This is a genomic window from Streptomyces sp. NPDC028910 (genome assembly GCF_055564955.1).
The window spans coordinates 38,191-54,772 of record NZ_JBVHVF010000026.1 but is presented as its reverse complement, the minus strand read 5'-3'; the positions used below and the strand labels follow the sequence as shown (position 1 = coordinate 54,772).

General features: G+C 71.1%; 16 protein-coding genes. 7 read left to right on the top strand and 9 right to left on the bottom strand.

Features of this window, described 5'->3' with window-relative positions; all coding sequences use genetic code 11:
* Positions 1–42: 42 nt before the first annotated feature.
* The 5 genes from ACZ4TV_RS26905 to ACZ4TV_RS26885 form a co-directional block, all read right to left on the bottom strand.
* Positions 43–1,230 (bottom strand): NAD(P)/FAD-dependent oxidoreductase, encoded by a 1,188-nt coding sequence (locus tag ACZ4TV_RS26905; RefSeq protein ID WP_468137538.1) that lies wholly within the window; start codon positions 1,228–1,230, stop codon positions 43–45.
* 280 nt (positions 1,231–1,510) lie between these two features.
* The gene (locus ACZ4TV_RS26900) at positions 1,511–1,726 is read right to left on the bottom strand and encodes a phosphopantetheine-binding protein (RefSeq protein ID WP_468137537.1); all 216 of its coding nucleotides are present in this window, start codon (positions 1,724–1,726) and stop codon (positions 1,511–1,513) included.
* A gap of 57 nt (positions 1,727–1,783) precedes the next feature.
* Positions 1,784–3,367 (bottom strand): amino acid adenylation domain-containing protein, encoded by a 1,584-nt coding sequence (locus tag ACZ4TV_RS26895; protein WP_468137536.1) that lies wholly within the window; start codon positions 3,365–3,367, stop codon positions 1,784–1,786.
* A gap of 234 nt (positions 3,368–3,601) precedes the next feature.
* Positions 3,602–4,288: an LmbU family transcriptional regulator gene (locus tag ACZ4TV_RS26890; RefSeq protein WP_468137535.1), complete on the bottom strand. Its 687-nt coding sequence runs from the start codon at positions 4,286–4,288 to the stop codon at positions 3,602–3,604.
* 569 nt (positions 4,289–4,857) lie between these two features.
* On the bottom strand, positions 4,858–5,073 hold the full coding sequence (locus tag ACZ4TV_RS26885; RefSeq protein ID WP_468137534.1) for an MbtH family protein: 216 nt from the start codon (positions 5,071–5,073) through the stop codon (positions 4,858–4,860).
* A 616-nt stretch (positions 5,074–5,689) separates the two neighbouring features.
* On the opposite strand from ACZ4TV_RS26885, the gene ACZ4TV_RS26880 reads away from it, so the two are divergent.
* Positions 5,690–6,865 (top strand): serine hydrolase domain-containing protein, encoded by a 1,176-nt coding sequence (locus ACZ4TV_RS26880; RefSeq protein ID WP_468137533.1) that lies wholly within the window; start codon positions 5,690–5,692, stop codon positions 6,863–6,865.
* Between the two features lie 646 nt (positions 6,866–7,511).
* Entirely contained in the window at positions 7,512–8,018 is a 507-nt protein-coding gene (locus tag ACZ4TV_RS26875) for a hypothetical protein (RefSeq protein ID WP_468137532.1), read from the top strand.
* Positions 8,019–8,553: 535 nt separating this feature from the next.
* Here the strand turns inward: ACZ4TV_RS26875 and ACZ4TV_RS26870 are convergent.
* Entirely contained in the window at positions 8,554–9,282 is a 729-nt protein-coding gene (locus tag ACZ4TV_RS26870) for an HSP18 transcriptional regulator (RefSeq protein ID WP_468137530.1), read from the bottom strand.
* A 128-nt stretch (positions 9,283–9,410) separates the two neighbouring features.
* On the opposite strand from ACZ4TV_RS26870, the gene ACZ4TV_RS26865 reads away from it, so the two are divergent.
* The 4 genes from ACZ4TV_RS26865 (at position 9,411) to ACZ4TV_RS26850 (ending at position 11,385) form a co-directional block, all read left to right on the top strand.
* Positions 9,411–9,845, top strand: coding sequence for an Hsp20/alpha crystallin family protein (locus ACZ4TV_RS26865; protein ID WP_468137562.1), 435 nt, complete (start codon positions 9,411–9,413; stop codon positions 9,843–9,845).
* 130 nt (positions 9,846–9,975) lie between these two features.
* Positions 9,976–10,371, top strand: a complete 396-nt coding sequence (locus ACZ4TV_RS26860; RefSeq protein WP_468137529.1) for a DUF2267 domain-containing protein — start codon at positions 9,976–9,978, stop codon at positions 10,369–10,371.
* 53 nt (positions 10,372–10,424) lie between these two features.
* Positions 10,425–10,895, top strand: a complete 471-nt coding sequence (locus tag ACZ4TV_RS26855; protein ID WP_468137527.1) for a DUF2267 domain-containing protein — start codon at positions 10,425–10,427, stop codon at positions 10,893–10,895.
* A 259-nt stretch (positions 10,896–11,154) separates the two neighbouring features.
* On the top strand, positions 11,155–11,385 hold the full coding sequence (locus ACZ4TV_RS26850; protein WP_468137526.1) for a response regulator transcription factor: 231 nt from the start codon (positions 11,155–11,157) through the stop codon (positions 11,383–11,385).
* Between the two features lie 533 nt (positions 11,386–11,918).
* Here the strand turns inward: ACZ4TV_RS26850 and ACZ4TV_RS26845 are convergent.
* From ACZ4TV_RS26845 to ACZ4TV_RS26835, 3 genes are all read right to left on the bottom strand, one after another.
* Complete coding sequence (locus ACZ4TV_RS26845) at positions 11,919–13,271, bottom strand: TerD family protein (protein ID WP_468137525.1); 1,353 nt, start codon at positions 13,269–13,271, stop codon at positions 11,919–11,921.
* Positions 13,272–13,571: 300 nt separating this feature from the next.
* Complete coding sequence (locus ACZ4TV_RS26840) at positions 13,572–14,102, bottom strand: IclR family transcriptional regulator domain-containing protein (protein WP_468137561.1); 531 nt, start codon at positions 14,100–14,102, stop codon at positions 13,572–13,574.
* 471 nt (positions 14,103–14,573) lie between these two features.
* Positions 14,574–15,629, bottom strand: a complete 1,056-nt coding sequence (locus ACZ4TV_RS26835; RefSeq protein ID WP_468137560.1) for a serine hydrolase domain-containing protein — start codon at positions 15,627–15,629, stop codon at positions 14,574–14,576.
* Between the two features lie 247 nt (positions 15,630–15,876).
* Here ACZ4TV_RS26835 and ACZ4TV_RS26830 point away from each other — a divergent pair, with 247 nt between their 5' ends.
* Positions 15,877–16,551, top strand: coding sequence for a TetR/AcrR family transcriptional regulator (locus ACZ4TV_RS26830; protein WP_468137524.1), 675 nt, complete (start codon positions 15,877–15,879; stop codon positions 16,549–16,551).
* Positions 16,552–16,582: the final 31 nt, after the last annotated feature.

The window sequence follows — 16,582 nt, the reverse complement described above, 5'->3', positions numbered from 1 at the left end:
TTTCTCCAATATCGGCAGGACTACCTGGGGGCAATCCGCCACTCAGTTCTGATCGAGTACCGTCAGGAGTTCGGCGTTGTAGAAGTCGTCGAGGGAGATCGCGCCCGACGTCGTCGAGAAGTACCGGTCGATCAGCTCCTGGTGGCCGACCAGTTTGCGCAGCATCTCCGTGCGCCCCTCGGGCTTGAGTTCGGCCACGTTCAGGACGCCCTGGTAGAGGCTGAGGGCGTCGTTGCCCAGGTCGTTCTCGTAGGCCCTGAGCGCCGCCTTGAGGGCGGTGTCGTCGTGCAGGTGCTCCCCGATGTACCGGGTGAGGGACTGGGCCTGGAGGAAGGCGTCGGTGATACCGCGGGCGGTGATGGAGTCCTTGTGGTGGACCGCGTCACCGACCAGTGCCCAGCCGGGCCCGTAGGCCTTGCGGAAGTAGTTCTCCTGGTGGCCGGTGCCGTACATCTGCTCCGCGCGGTTGCCCGCCGACATCCGCTCGTACAGCTCGGGGGCCGTGGTGCGGACGGCTTCGAGGTAGGAGGGTTCGACCGCCTTGCGGACCTCGTTGTACTCGTCCTGCGGGAAGTAGGTCATGATCAGCGTGAGGTCGTCGTTGGTGGGCAGGGCGGCGACCCAGCGCCCCGGCCGCTCGTACAGCTCGAAGCCGGCGGGAACACCGGCCCAGTAGCTGTAGTAGACGCATGTCATCCGCGGGTGCTCGATGACGTGGGGCGCGCCCGCCTTGCGGGCCACGGTTGAGCGCATGCCGTCCGCGCCGACGACCAGGCGCGCCCGGTCGGTGGCCTCGGCGCCGCCGGGTGTCGTGTACCGCACTCCGACGACCCGGTCGTCCTCGAAGAGGAGATCACCCACGGCGCAGCCCTCACGGAAGTCCACACCGGCCGCCACGGCGCCGTCCGCGAGGATCGGGTCGAGGACGAAGCGCCTGGGCGCGTAGGTGGTGCGCTGGCCGTCGACCGGCAGGGAGAAGCCGTCGAGGCGGACTCCGAGGCCCTGGTAGCTCTCGTGGTTGATCGGCCGGCAGCCCACGTCGCGGAGCTTGTCGAGCAGCCCCCACTGATGCAGCAGCGCCACGCCCGGCTGGTGGATGTAGTGCGAGGACAGCGTGTCCTGCGGGAACCGCGCCTTCTCCAGGAGCAGGACGCGGTAACCCTGCCGCGCGAAGAGCATGGCCGTCGGCGAACCCGCACAACGGGCACCTATGACAATGACGTCGTACATGGCGCCTCTCTTACCAGTTGGTTTTTAAAGCCCGATGCGGCCGCGGCCGGAAATTCCATGGCGGTGGGGCGTGCGATCGATACGGCGGACGAAATAGCCGCCGGGGGGCATGAATTCGATGCTAGCCGACCCGAACTGGCGGAATAAATAGAACGTCCGCCAGGGGAATGGGTGCCGGCGCCGTGTGGTGTCTCGCCGGCGGGACACCACAGGACATCAACACAGGCATCAACGCAGGCATCAACACGGGCATCGACAGGGGCGTCGACGGTGCCTGACGCTACGGGGTTACCGCGCCCAGGGATTCGATGTACGCCGAGATCGACGCCACCGTCGAGTTGAGGAACATCTGGTCCATCGGGACCTCGACGCCCAACTCCTCCATGAAAGCGCCCTGAATCCTGACCATGATCACGGATTGGCCGCCCAGGGCGAAGAAATCATCGTCGACCGCTATGTCGTCGTGCTGGAGTTCCCGGCACCAAATGGCGCGCACGCTCTCGGCAATCATCACAGTCCTCTCGGTTGTCATCAAGGCCCGCCCGTCCCCCTGTTATGCCTTCGCGGCGCTGTCGGCGTACTGGTTTCGGCATGCGTCGGCCAGCGCCGCGCGGTCCACTTTCCCGTGCGGGCTCAGCGGAATGTGGGGGATATTCGCGAACCTGGTGGGAACCATGTTCCGCGGCAGCGTGTGCAGGAGGCGGGTGCGCAGGTCGTCCTCGGCGAGGTCGTCGCCCGCAGGGACGATGAACGCGTTCAGCTCGGCGTCGCCGTGGTCGGTGTAGGTGACCACCACGGCGGCCTCCCGGACGCCGGCCAGCCGGGCGAGGGCGCGCTCGACGTCGGTGGGGTCGATGCGCATGCCGCGCACCTTGACCTGCGCGTCGATCCTTCCCAGGACGACGAGTTCGCCGGCCTCGTTCACCTGTCCGCGATCCCCCGTGCGGTACACCCTGCGCGGCTCGCCGTCGACGTCGATCGTGGTGAACTTGGCGTTCTCGGGGCCGTTGCCCAGGTAGCCGGCGCCGACGCTGGCCCCCCAGATGCAGATCTCGCCCTGCTGGCCCGGCGCGACGGGGCGCAGGTGTTCGTCCAGGAGGTGGATGTCGGTGTTGTGGGCCGGCCTGCCGACCGGCGGGACGTCGTGTTCGCCGGGCCGGTAGCGGGCCAGGTCGTAGGAGGTGGCAACGTCGGTGCACTCGGCGACGCCGTACTGGTGCAGGAGGGTGCACGTGTTGCCCTCGCGCCGCGCCCAGTCGGTGAGCCGCTCGGCCTTCAGCGCCTCCCCGCCGAAGAGCACGTAGTCCAGGCGGGCCAGCGCCTCCCCGCCGCGGGCCCTCTCCCAGTCCACCAGCAGGTACAGCGTGCTGGAGGCGCAGTGCACCACGCGGATGTCGCGCTCGCCGAGCAGCCGGTAGGCCATCAGGGCGTCGAAGTTGCGGCTCGCCATCAGGTTCTGGGTGGCGCCGCAGAACAGCGGTGTCATCAGGCTGCGCTGGGAGAGGTCGAAGCCGAACGCGCTGACGACCAGGTGGTGGGACCCGCTGTGCAGGCCGTACTCCAGGGTCAGCCAGTTCATCAGGTTGAACCAGCCCTCGTGCCGCACCGCGGTCAGCTTGGGCGTACCGGTCGAGCCGGAGGTGAAGACGGCGTAGCACACGTCGTCCCCGGTGACGCGCACCTGCGGGCTGGTCGCGGGGAGAGCTGCCAGGTGGTCGGACAGCTGCTGGAGATCGACGACCTCGACGGCCGCCGACTCCACCATCGCGGCGGTCGCCTGGGAGGCGACGATCAGGGCGAGATCGGGGATCTGCCCCAGCAGCAGCTTCAGCCTCGCCGGCGGGTAGGCCGGATCGAGCGGTACGTAGGCCGCGCCGGCCTTCAGCGTGCCCAGGATGGCGACGAGCATGTCGATCGAGTAGTCGAGACAGACCCCGACCTTCGCGCCTGGGCCGTGTCCGCGGGCGGCGAGGAAGTGCGCGAACCGGTTCGCCTTCGCGTCCAGTTGCGCGTACGTGACCTGCTCACCGGCGCAGAAGACGGCAACGGCGTCGGGGGCGGTCTCGGCGTGCGCCTCGAACCGCTTGTGGACGACGGGCGCCGGGGGCAGGGCGACCCGCTTTCCCTGAAGGATCATCAACTGGCTCCGAGTGTGAAAGGGGTGTCTGTCCGGTCGGACGAGCCGCCGGCGCACCACGGGGGAACGGGGCATCGCCGCCCACCTTGGGGCGACGCGCCGGCGGGCGGTGGACCGGCGGGCGATGGGCCTGCGGGCGGTGGGCCTGCGGGCGATGCGCGTCAGGTGGTGCGCCTGCGGGCGATGGGCCTGCGGGCGATGCGCGTCAGGTGGGCGCCTGTGGGCGGTGGGCCTTTAGGCGGTGGCGGTGCGCCGATCGGCGGTGTCGAGCACCTGGGTCACCCACTTATCGACGGGCAGACCGTGCGCGGCAGCCGTCTTCGAGTAGAACTCGAGTTGGCCGGCGGACAGCTCGATGGTGAGCGTGGTGAGCTTTGGCTGGCGCTTTTCAGCGCCCTGCGAGGCGGCTGCCGGCTGGGGTGCCTGTTGCTGCTCGTCGCCGCCGCTCGGGGGGATGTCGGCCGTGTCGTTCTGCACGGCCAGGCTGGCGCGAACCGCCCTGCGCAGTTCGTTGCGCGACCACTTGTGCTGTTCGGCTTTGCGCAGCCAGTAGTCCTGCTCCGGTGGCGAGAGGCGGGTCACCTCGGCGTGGTGGGCGAAGCTGAGGCTGTCGCGCCTGCGGTGGTGCTCGAACCGCCTGGCCACCCACGCGTAGTTGCGCAAGGTCTGGTAGTCGAGCCCGGTGCGCTCGATCGCCTCCTTGTACCGCCGCCACCCGTAGGTGGCCTCCCCGTAGAGCAGCCAGTCGGCGAGCCACCACGCGGAGGAGTTGACGAGCTCGCGCAGGTTGGCGCCGATGCGCTCCCAGGACTGCTCCGGCAGGTTCTGCGGGAAGATCATGCCCGACTTCTGCACCGTGGCCTGTGACCCCACGAACGACAGGACCACATCGCGCTGCGCGGGCTCACCGCTGTTGTCCACCGGTCTGGCTTTGTACTTGCTCGCCGTTCGCACAGCCCCCGTCACAACCTTCATCTCCCAACTCAGAGTTTCTTCCCGGGCCTAGAGCGATCCCTCGGACGAGCACCCGGGCGGCGATCGTCGTCCGTTCCCCGGTCGGCCGGCCTGCTCATGGACTGCGCGAGCGCCGGCGAGCGGCAGATGCGCGGACCCGCGCAACAGGACGCCGGACCGCCCCGGACGCCCCGGACGCCCCGGGCGGATGGACGCTGTGGACGCCGTGGGCGTATGGACGCCGTGGGCGACCGTGGGCGTCGTGGGCCGCGGGGTCCCCCGCCGGGGGTTACCGGTTCGTGCGGCCGGGCGGCGTCGTCCCGGTCCGCTCCCGCTCCGCGAGCGCGCCGGCGGGCGGTCACGGGGTCCGGGATGAGCGGGCAGGTGCCGCAGCCCCGCAGGCCCGTAGCCCCGTAGGCCCGTAGGCCCGTAGGCCGGTAGCCCCGTAGGCCTTTCGCGTCGGCGGCGTCGGTCACAGGCAGCGCCGACGCTCCGCCGCCGCGTGCCGCGTCAACTCGGCGTGATCTTACGCGCGTTCAGTCCGCCGCCATGGCCTCCCGCAGGCTCTTGGGGCGCAGGTCGGTCCAGTTCCGCTCGACGTACTGCAGACACTCGGCCCTGGCCGCCTCGCCGAAGACCGTCCGCCAGCCTGCGGGTACCTCGGCGAAAACCGGCCACAGGGAGTGCTGCTCCTCGTCGTTGACGACAACGTAAAAGCGGCCGTCCTCGTCGTCGAAGGGGTTCGTGCTCAACGGGCACCGTCCTTAACGGTCATGGGGTGACTCCCGATGGGGTATCGCCGGCCGGTGCCGGAGGGCACCGGGCAAGGGTTTCGCCGGCCGGGGTGTTGTCCGGTCGACGGGACGCCGGGCTGTCCGGCCGACAGGACACCGGCGCGTCCGTTCGACCGGCCACCGGGCACCGGTGGCGACCCGGCGTTGCACGTCACCGTAAGGACACGGCGCTCAGCGCTACAAGGGCGGCGCCCTCGCCGGCTGCCCGGTCGCCGCGCCCGGATGCGCACCCCACCGCGATCCCCCATACGCGGGGGCCTGCTGTGCCACGATGCCGCCCGGTGGCCCGCGGCCAGGCCTGTCATGCCGAAGGCAGGCCCGAGTCCGGATCCGGTCCCTGCCGCCGGCCAAGTCGGTGGGAGGCGGGCGCGGTTGCCGCCGCTACCGCGGCCGCGCGAGGACGACCCCGGGCCCCCTCCGGCCCCGCGCGCCCGGGCGTACGGCTCACAGTGCGTCGCCGTCGCGCTCTTGCCGCGCGAGCCGCCCGCACCCCACCGAGGTGACGTACTGTGCCGCCGACGGACCGCACAAGGTACGAAATCAGCCAAGTACGGACGACTTTCAGGAGCGGTGAATGACGATACGGAAGAGACCACGGGCCGGCGTGGCCGCTCTGGCGGCGGCCGCGGTCATGGCCACCGCCTTCGCGGGTCCCGCCCGGGCATCGCAGGAGTCGCCTCCCTCCGCCCATCAGGCGACGCAGCGCGCGATCGAGGAGGCCGTGGCGGCCGGTGTTCCCGGCATCGCGGCCGAGGCGCGAGACGCCCACGGGGTGTGGAAGACGGCGGCGGGCGTGGGGAACCTGCAGACGGGTGCGCCGCGCGGCAAGAACGACCGGTTCCGCGTCGGCAGCATCACCAACACCTTCGTCGCGACGGTCCTGCTGCAGATGGAGGCGGAGAACAAGCTCAGTCTGGATGACACCGTGGAGCGCCATCTGCCCGGCCTGGTCCGGGGCAACGGCAACGACGGCGGCGCGATCACCGTGCGCCAGCTCCTCAACCACACCAGCGGCCTGTTCGACTACCTCGCCGACCAGGAGTACGTCGAGACGTACGTGGTGGGCGAGGGCTACCTCCAGCACCGCTACCAGACCCTGACGCCCGGGGCGCGCGTAAAGGTGGCCCTGGCCCACGAGCCGCTGTTCGAGCCCGGCGCCCGCCACGGGTTCTCCAACACCAACGACGTCCTGGCCGCGCTGATCGTCGAGAAGGTGGGCGGCACACCGTACGAGGACCAGGTGCGGGGGCGCATCATCGAACCCCTGGGGCTCAAGGCGACGTCCAACCCGGGCGAGGGGATCCACCTGCCCCAGCCGAGCAGCCGCGGCTACTCCAAGCTCTTTCGCGGGCAGCCGGACCGGATCGAAGACGTCACCGAGGTGAACGGCTCGCAGGGCTGGGGCAACGGCGACATCATCTCCAGCGCGGGGGACCTGAACCGCTTCTACAGGGCCCTGATGAGCGGGAGACTGCTGCCACCGCAGCAGCTGAAGGCGATGAAGACGACCGTGGAGAACCCCGATTTCCCGGGCGCGTCCTACGGGCTGGGCATCGAACGGCTCACGATGAGCTGTGGCACGACCCTCTGGTACCACGACGGGGGCGCGGTGGGGTGGATCACGTTGGCCACCCTCACCGAGGACGGCGGCCACCAGCTCACGTTCAACTACAACGGCGACTGGCAGGCGGCGGGGATCCTGCCCATCCTCGACGCCGAGTACTGCCAGACGCCTTCCCGCTCGCGCTGAGACAGGTCACGAAGAACGCCCCCCTCCCCCACCGCGACACCAGGCGGCGGCGGGCCGGACCTACTGGGCCGGACCCGCCGGGCCGGACCCGCTGGGCCGACCCTGTGCCGGACATGCCCGCAGTCGCGGGTGCGCGCGGTCAAGCCGGCGTGGCGACGGACCTGGCTAACGGCCCAGGAGGGCGATCGGGAAGGACCGGGGCGCGGCGGCGGTGCGATGAGGGCGGGTCGCCGGCGGACGGCGGCCCGCCCTTCCCCCTGCACGGGGTCAGTACCTCCACGCGGCCTCCTCGGTGGCCAGTCGGCCGGACCGTGGTGCGGGGCCGACCCTACGGTGACCGGGCCACCCCTCGCCGGGCGCGCCCACGGAGCCCGGGGATCACACCGAGGCCGATGGTGGCGGGCGTGAGGCGCGGCCTCGCCCCGCCTTCCCGCCCGCTCACGCCGCCGTGGTGACCGTGCTCCTTCCCACGGCGGCTCCCGGCCGGCACGCGAGGCGCACCGGTGGGCCGCGGGCCTATGTGACCGGTGGCCGATGGCCGGTTGCTGGTGGTCGGTGGCTGGTGGTCGGTGGCTGGTGGTCGGTCAAGATCAGCGGGATGGGAGACTGGCCGGCCGTGCAGGTGACAGAGAGGACGCAGAGCATCGTGCGACGGCGACAGAGGCGTACCGCCCTTTGGTCCCTGGTCATGGCGGCGCTGATGACGGCGACGGCGACGGGCTGCCTCGCCTTCCCGCTGCGGGATCTGGGCCCGCTGCCCCCGCGTTTTTCGGGTCCGCCGCTGCCCGCGGACACCGTGGTGTCGCAGATGACGTCGGTACTGGCGGCGGAGGGCATCACCGTGCGGCGGGAACCCTCGAACCTTCTGGGCAGGTGCCACGAACGACTCATGGGACAGCACGCGCCGCAGACGGTGGACGCCGCCTTGAAGGCGGCCTTCGCGCGGGCCCGTTTGGAGCACGGCTGGCACAGCGGACCCGACCTGGGCGCCGAGAGACTCACGCTCGTGAAGAGCAACTGGACGGTCACCGTCGGCCTCTCCGGGGAGCAGGCACAGGGCCTTCCGGCGACGGTCGTCATGTCGCTGATGTGCCTGGACGGCGGCGACGCCTCCCCCGCCCCCACGCCACCTTCCGCACCGCCGTCGTCCTGAGAGCCGGGCACCCCGGTCGCGGGAACACCGCCGCAAGAACGGTCCGGACGCCCGCGAGCGGCGACGCGGCGACGCACCGGGGCCTGACGGAACGCGGTGAGGAGCCAGAGGGACACCGGGACGGTGAGAGGCCCGGCAGATACGAAATCCACCGGGACGCACGTCACTTCGGCGCGGATACGGGTGACCCTCGCCGCGGCGACGCCGCGCGGGTTGCACCGCGCGGGGCCCCCGCGGATACGGGTGACCCTCGCCGCGGCGACGCCGCGCGGGGGCCCTCCCACGCGCCGGCCACAAGGAGCGGTGTCTCCGCGGGCTCCACGGGCTCCGGGACCCGCGGAATCCGCGGAATCCGCGGGATGTGCGGAATCCGCGGGCTCTGCGGAATCCGCGGGATGTGCGGGATCCGCGGGGTGTGCGGGATCGCGTGCAGAGGGCCGGTCACAGCGGGATGGCGGGCGGCGCCCTGACGGGCCGCAGTGGCCCGGCAGGGGCTGCGGGGGGGGTGCCGGGGTGGTGGTTCGGGGGAGGTGGATCACGTGCCGCGCTGGGCGCGGGTGTCCTGGCGGAGCTGGTCGGCGTGTCGGGTCAGGGCGTCGATGCGCTCGGCGAGGTCGGCGTCCTGGGGGCGCAGATGAGGCCGGGTGTCGGTCAAAGGACGCACGAGGCGGGCCGCGTCGTCGGCGGCGAGGGCCAGGTTCAGCTCGCCCACGGCGCTCTCGGCGCTGGCGGGCAGATGGGTGAGGGAGGTGACCTGGCCCGCGAGCCGGCGCAGGTCGGCCGCGTTGTCGCGGGCCCAGGCCCTCACGGTGCGGTCGGCGGCGCGTGAGTCGCGGGTGGCCTGGACGCGCTGCTCGCCGGTGCTCCCGGTGGTGCCGGGGCGCAGTCGCAGGTAGCGGCGTTCGGCGGCCTGGCGGCTGGCGACCCCCAGGGGCCCGGCGAGGTCGGCCCAGCTCGCGCCCTGGCCGCGGGCGGTTTCGATCAGGACGCTCTCCCAGCCGGCGAGCTGCTCACGGACCTCGCGCAGCATCAGCAGCGCGGCCAGAGCCGGATGCGGCCCCGCCTCCCGCGCCGGCACCGCCGCCGCCGGCGCCGCGGACTCCGCCGGGGCCGCTGACTCCGCCGGGACCACCGGGGCCGCCGGGGCCGTGGGTGATCCCGCGGGGGGTCGCTGGGCGTCCCGTACGGCCTGGTCGATGGTCCGCAGTGCCGCGGCGGCGGCGAGGAAGGGGACCCGCGCCGGCGGTGGGGCGGCCTCGTTCATGACACTCTCCCTCGCTCTGTCATCGTCTGGACGACACCCTACTTGTCATCGTTTCGACGACATGTTACAACGGGGTCACGTTGAAGCGCATGGGCAGTTCCTGCCTGAACGACTGGAGGTGTTTCGCGATGCTGATGCGCACCGACCCGTTCCGCGAGATGGACCGGATCGTCCAGCAGCTTTCCGGCACGGCGGGTACGTGGTCGAAGCCGTCCGTGATGCCGATGGACGCCTACCGCCAGGGCGACGTGTACGTGATCGCCTTCGACCTGCCCGGGGTGAGCACCGAGGCGATCGACATCGACGTCGAGCGGAACATGCTGACCGTCAAGGCCGAGCGCCGGCCCGCGCAGAAGTCCGACGGCGTGCAGATGGAGCTCTCCGAGCGGCCGCTGGGCGTCTTCTCCCGCCAGGTCATGCTGGCCGACACCCTGGACACCGAGCACATCGAGGCCGACTACGACGCGGGTGTGCTGACCCTGCGGATCCCGATCGCCGAGCGCGCCAAGCCCCGCAAGATCACCATCGGCGGCGAGGGTGGCCGCAAGGAGATCTCCGGCTGAAGCGCCCTCGCGCCAGCGGCGCGGGACGGGGGCCCGACCCCCCTTCCCGGTACCCCCGTCCTTCGCGTCCCCTGGCCCGCAACCCGCAATCCGCAATCCGCACTCCTCACCCCCGCACCGAGGTGACGTGATGTCGATGCGCTGGGAGGCGTTCCTTTCCCACGTCCAGGAACGCGGCGAGTACCGCACCCGGGCGGAAGCCGAACGGGCGGCCCGCGTCGTGATGGCCCTGCTGGGCGCGCACCTGGTCGGCACCGTGCGGGCCGAGCTCGCCGCCCGGCTCCCGGAGACCTACGCCCTGATCCTGCTCAACCCGCTGCCGGCCGCCGAGCCGCTCTCGCCCGAACGCTTCGTCCGCGCGACCGCGGCCTGGATCGAGGGAGCCACCGAGAAGACCGCCCTGTGGGACATCGGCGCGGTCCTCAGCGCCGTGGCCGCGGCCGCGGGAGAGTCCCTCACCCGCGAGGTCCTGCTCCAGCTCCCGCCCGGCTACGACCTCCTCTTCGGCCAGCCCCAGCCCACATGACCGCCGGCGGGCGCACACCGGACCCCCACAAGAGAAAGGCGAACCGCAGCAGCATGTACGACCAGAGCGGGCCAGGCCCCTGGCCGGCGGCCATGACGTTCGAGCAGATGCTCGAACACGTGCGCCACGAGGGCGCCTACCCCACCCGCGAACACGCCGAAGAGGCCGTGTACCAGGTCCTGGCCGCCCTGGGCCGGCAGGTCGACGGCGAGGAACGCGCAGAGCTCGCCCGCCGCCTGCCCGCCCGGGCCGCTTACGCCCTGACCAGCCCCACCCCCACCCCCACCCCCGCCCCCGCCCACGCCCCCGAACAGCTCACCGGCTGGGGCTTCGTCAAGGACCTGGCCCACCGCACCGGCGCCACCCCGGCGACCGCCCGCTGGGACACCGGCGCCGTCCTCACGGTCGTCTCACGCCTGGCCGGACCCGGCCTCCTGGCCCGGATCCTGCGCCGGCTCCCCGGCGGCTACGCCCTCCTCTTCGGCCAGGCACAACTGCGCCAACCCCAGCCCACCACCACCTGACCCCGCCGCCGCCCCGCCTGCCCCCGCCACCTGACCCCCGCCGCCCCGCCCGACCCCCGCCGCCTGATCCCGGCCGGCCCGCCTGATGCCGGCCGGCCGGGCGGGGGCCTGTCACACGCCTGTGACAGTCGCCGGACACCCTCGTGAAATCACGCGGTCACGCTCTTAACAAGAGAACAAAAGGGACATTCAGTCGCATGTCCCCTGCTTCCGACGACGTGAGCAGCGATGACCGAGCCGATCAGGCGGAGGAAATCCCATGAGCCTCGCACTCGCCATGCCGCACACCGACGCTTCCCAGCCCGAGCTGGCGCCGCGTGAGCAGGAAGCACTGGGACACATCGCCGCCGGACGCACCTACCTGCAAACAGCCCGCCACATGGGACTCTCCAAGCACACCGTCGACGCCTACCTGCGCCGCATCCGGGCCAAGCTCAACGTCCACAGCACGGCCGAGCTGACCCGCCTGGCCATCGCCCTGGGACTGTGACACCCAGCCACCAGCCCCAACACCAAGTGAACGCCGAGCCCGCCCACCCCGGACGGCCAGGTGACCACGTCACGGCCGGATGACCCGTAGACGTCGCACGTGCGGGCCCCCGCAGCGCCCCCGACGCCCACGCCGCCCCCCGCCCCCGCCACGCCCCGCGCAACGACCGCGCACACATCACGGCGCGAACGCTCCACCTCAACGCCATCGGCAGTCGCGGCGGCGGTGGTGGTGGTGGCGGCGGCGGCGGCGAAGCCAACGACGCACACCCTGCGGACCCTGACTCCCCGCCCCGGAGCACGGTGGTCGGATACGGGCGACCGCTTTCCTCCTCGGCGGCCGGCGCGGCGAACCGCCACTCCCCCGGCATGATTCAAGAGGCCTTCGCCGGACAGAGGTCAAGACGCGGGTCGCGGGACAGAGGTCAAGGCGCGGGTCGCGGGTCCTTGTGGCATGACGTGCCCGGCCGGCGCGTCCCGACCGCCACCGCCCGCGATTTTCGTGCGCGCGCACCCGATGGCGGGCGAGGACAGTCAGTCCTTACTGGCCGCGTGCCAGGTCATCCCCCAGCCGTACTCGAGGTCGGCGGCCTGCTGTTTGAGGACGCCGGGCGCCAGCACGAGGTACTTCGCCTCGCGCCGCACGATCAGTTCCCCGCCCACGTTCTCGATCAGCGCGATCGCGGCGACCGGCGAGGCAACAGTGCACTCGTCCAGGCGCATCTCGATCGGCGGACCGGTGGGCGGATACAGGGTGGCGACCCCGTGCAGACCCGCGAAGCTCGACGCCCCGGCGTAGATGACGACGAACACCAAGATGCGTTTGAACTCGGCCGCCTGATCAAGATTGATCATGAGGTTCTCGCCGCTCTCACTCCCCCCGGTCCGGTCGTCCTGGTCCAGCCGGATGTACGGCGGCTGGTCGAACGAGCCGAACTGATTGTTGATGGGATGCACGATCCCCATCACCCCGTTACGCAGCTCCCACAGACACGACAGATCCAGATCGACGTCCTCCAACCGGACCGCGTCCCTGCCCTTCCTCATCCAGCCACGCTGCGCCCTGGCCGCGCTCCAGGAAAGATTGACCCGCATACCTCCCGAGGTAGCCCCCTGTTTGGTCAACGACACGGTAGGCGCCGCCTTCGTCAACGTGATCTTCGACAACCGCACCGGCCGACCACCCCCCGAAACCCGCACCACGGGCCCGGAAGCCCGCGGCGCAAGCGCCGGGGTCCGCGCCACATATACGGGGGCCTGCGACACGGGCGCCGGGGCCTGCGGCGCCGGCGCCGGGGGCTGCGGCGCGGGCGCGGGGGCAGGCACACGGCCAGGGACAGACGCAGGTGGAGGAGTAGGCGCGGGCTCGTCGACGGTGATGCCGAAGTCGGTCGCGAGCCCAGCCAGACCCCGGACGTATCCCTGACCCACCGCCCGGAACTTCCAGGCCCCACCCCGCCGATAGAACTCCCCCAAGACCAACGCGGTCTCACAGGTGGCATCCGTGGCGTCGAACCGCGCCATCTCGGCGCCGCTCCGCGCGTCCAGCACACGTACGAACAGGCCGGGCACCTGACCGAACGTGCCGTCGGTGGAAGCGGCGAGCACCACGGTGGCGATCTCCCGCTCCACCACGGACAGCGCCACCGCGATCGTCTCGAACACGCCCGTGCCGTCCTGGCGCCTGCCCTCGTGCCGCACGGCGCCACTGCCATGCACCGGCTGGTTGTAGAACACGAAGTCCTCGTCCGAGCGCACCTTGCCGGCCGCCGTCAGCAACAGGGCCGAGACGTCCACATCAGGCACTCCAGGCCCCGCCCGCCACCCCAGCTCCACACGGATGCTGCCACTCGCCACCGGTACATTGGCACCCTTCGGCAAAGACATACACGCCCCCCTTCCACAGCCTTCCCCTACCCCCGCAGCCTACGAGCTTTCCACCCTCCACCCCCACCGAAAGCAGCGAATACCTTCCCGCCGCCACACCCCGTGCCGGCCTCAACCCGCCCTGACAACACCGGCCTTGCCCACCAAAGAACCCACACTCAACGACACGGGGCAGGCCTCCGACGGCGCACCGGACGCCGGCCCCGCACAGGAATCACACCTCGCCGCCGCGCCCAACCCCCGCCCACAGCACAAGGCCTTGGGGACTGACGAGGACGGCGGCCGGCACACAGACACAGCTCACAAGCCCCCGCGCCCCTTGCTCGTCGGGGTGGCCGACTTGGTGGTGAGGATTTCGGCCGCTTCCCGCAGGCGGTGCTGCTGGTCCACCGGGAGGGAGAGCGCGAGGCACTCGGCCTGCCCGTTGCCGAGGTTGAGCGGGAGAGGAACCGCCACGCACACCTCTCGCGCGGAGTACTCCTGCCGGTCGAACCGGGCAGCGCGGGGCCCGCGTCCATCGAGGTCACGGAAGAGAGTCCGCGGGTCGGTGATGGTGCGTGAGGTCAGCCTGGCCGCACGGTGACGGGACAGGTGGTCCATGCGCTCCTCATAGGACAGCTGGGCAAGCGGGCTCTTTGCGACCGCGCTGGCGTGAGCTGGGGCCCTGAAGTCGACCCACTCGTAGACGCGTGGGCCGTCAGGGCCGTCAGGGCCGTCAGGGCCGTCAGGGCCGTCAGGGCCGTCAGGGCCGTCAGGGCCGTCAGGGCCGTCAGGGCCGTCAGAGGATCTGGAGACGGAGACTTCGCCGTCGGTGTGGCTGCTGACGTACACGGCGGCGCCGACGGCATCACGCAAGGCGGGCCGGCGTCTGCCGCATCGCGTGTTCCGGGCGTCCGCCTTCGCGTACGGACAGCTCAAGGAGGGCGGGGCCGGGCGCGCCGCGCCGTCGGGGAGACGGGCAGCCGGGCGCCGGCGGTAGAGCCAGCCGAGGAGCTGGTCGGTGCCGCCTTGGGCGGGCTGGTCGCCCTGACCAGTTCGGCCGGGCAAAGTGCCACCGTCGACCCGTTAGCGTCACCCGCATCCCGAATGGAACCGCTCGATCACCCGCACCTGCCCGAGCACCGCCCAGGGGACCGGTCCGGGGAGGAGGGGCAGACGCTGGGCCCGCCCCCTGTTCGGCGCCGTCGGCGCCGAACAGGGGCTCTTGGTGTCAGGCGGGGCCGGCCTGGCAGTCGATGAGCCTTCTCTTTTCGAGGATGACGGGGGACGCCGTGGCGAGGCAGGCGGTTGTCAGGCGGCCGGTCAGCCGTACATCGCCACGCGGTACAGAGTCGCGAGCGCGTCGTCGATGGGATGGGGCTGCGGCTTGCCGCAGGAGTCGAGCCTGTTCCACCTCTGCAGGTTCACCGCGACGGCCATCTGCCGTGTGCCGTCGGCACGGATCATGGCCAGTGCTCCACCGCCCCAGACCGTGCCGCCGTGGCCCCAGAAGGTGCCCTGACCGGGACCCTGCATCGGGTACAGGCCGAGGCCGTAGTCGATCGTCTTTCCCTCCTGGGAGATGACCGGGCCGATGCGTTGCATCTGCGCCAGCGACGACGGGCTGATGATCTTTCCGGCCAGAAGCAGGCGGTAGAAGCGGTTGAGGTCCGCGACGGTCGATATCAGGGAGGCTGTCGGCCCCGCATATGACATGTCGTAGACGCTGTAGTCGCGCGGTGGGTCGATCATGCCGAACCACGCCTCGTAGAGCTGTGAGTGCGGTCCGTCGATGTACGGCCCGGCGGGGAGTTCGGTGTCCCGCAGCCCGGCGCGCTCGATGATGTTGCGGGTGATGTACTGCTCGGCCGCAGTGCCCGTCACCTCTTCCAGGAGTTGAGCCAGGAGCAGGTAGTTGGTGTTGGAGTACACCCCCGGAGCACCGCCCGGGACGCCGACGGCAGGCGCGCTGACTCCCATCTCGATCAGTTCAGTGGGGTCGAACCGCGTGAACCGGTGGTCGTCCAGGCTCTGGGGACTGGTGTCCGCGACGACGGGCATGCCCTTGAGGGAGGGGTAGGCGTACGGGAGGTACTCGGCGAGGCCGCTGGTGTTGTTGATCAGCATCCGGACGGTGATCGCGTTGCCGCGTTCCCCGGGAACCAGCTTCGGAAGGTACCGGCCGATCGGTGTGTCGAGCCCGATCCGGCCGCTCTCGGCCTGCTGGAGAACGGCTGCGGCGGTGAAGGTCTTGGTGATGCTGCCGACGCGGTGGCGCATGTCGGCCGTGACGGGGCGGCCGGTGGTGACATCGGCGACGCCGGCCGCGCCGCGCCATACCTGGTCGCCGTCTCGCACCTCGGCGAACAGGCCCGGCATCCCGGCGTGGTGGACGTTGTCGATGGCGGCGTCCAGCGCCGCCGGATCCAGTGCTTTCCTCACGGTGCGTCCTTTCGCATCGGTAGGGACGAGCTCCGCATCGGTCGCCCGACCCGAGTGACAGGGCAACGCGTGGCTCGTCGGCCCCGCTGCTCGCGGGTCGCTCGCCACGCTCAGGTCCTCATTATGCACGCAGTGCGTGCAACACCAAGTGCACAGGTAGGCTATGTCCGACGAGAGGGGCGAAATGGCAGGCCGAAGGCGTTGGACGACCGAGGAAATCCTTGATGCGGCCGCGGAATTGCTGCGCACGAGCGACACGGAGTCGTTCAGCGTGCGCAAGCTCGCCGCGACCCTCGGGACCGATTCCTCCAGCCTCTACCGGCACTTCCGCAGCAAGACCGAACTGCTGCGCGCGCTCGCCGACCGCATCCTGCTGACCTCCATGGACGGCTACCGCGCCGAAGGCGACTGGAAGCAGCGCATCACCGCCCTGGCCCTGCGCATGAGAGAGACGTTCGGCCAGCAGCCCCAGCTCGCCGCGGTCTGGGGACGGTACGCGTCAGGCGGCGCCGGTTCCCGGCTGATCGTGGAAGAGGTACTCCAGGCCCTGCGCGCGTCGGGACTGCCCGACGAGGAGATCCCGGCGTGCTACCACCGGCTCGCGGTCCTCATCGCCGCGCTGATCGCCTCCGAGGCCGCAGTCAGCACCATCACCCCGGAAGAACACGAACAGGGCATGGAGCTGTTCCGCGTCACCGTACTCGGCGCCGACCCCGAACGCTTCCCCGCCCTAGCCCACTTCGCCCGCGACGTCCGCCCCCTCGGGGCGGATCGCCGCGCCGCGTTCGAAGAAATCCTCGCCGCCCAACTCGCCCACATCCAAGCCGCGATCCCCCCGAACCGGCTCGCCGGCTCGTGAAAGACGTCTAACGTCTGCCGACACTCACCCG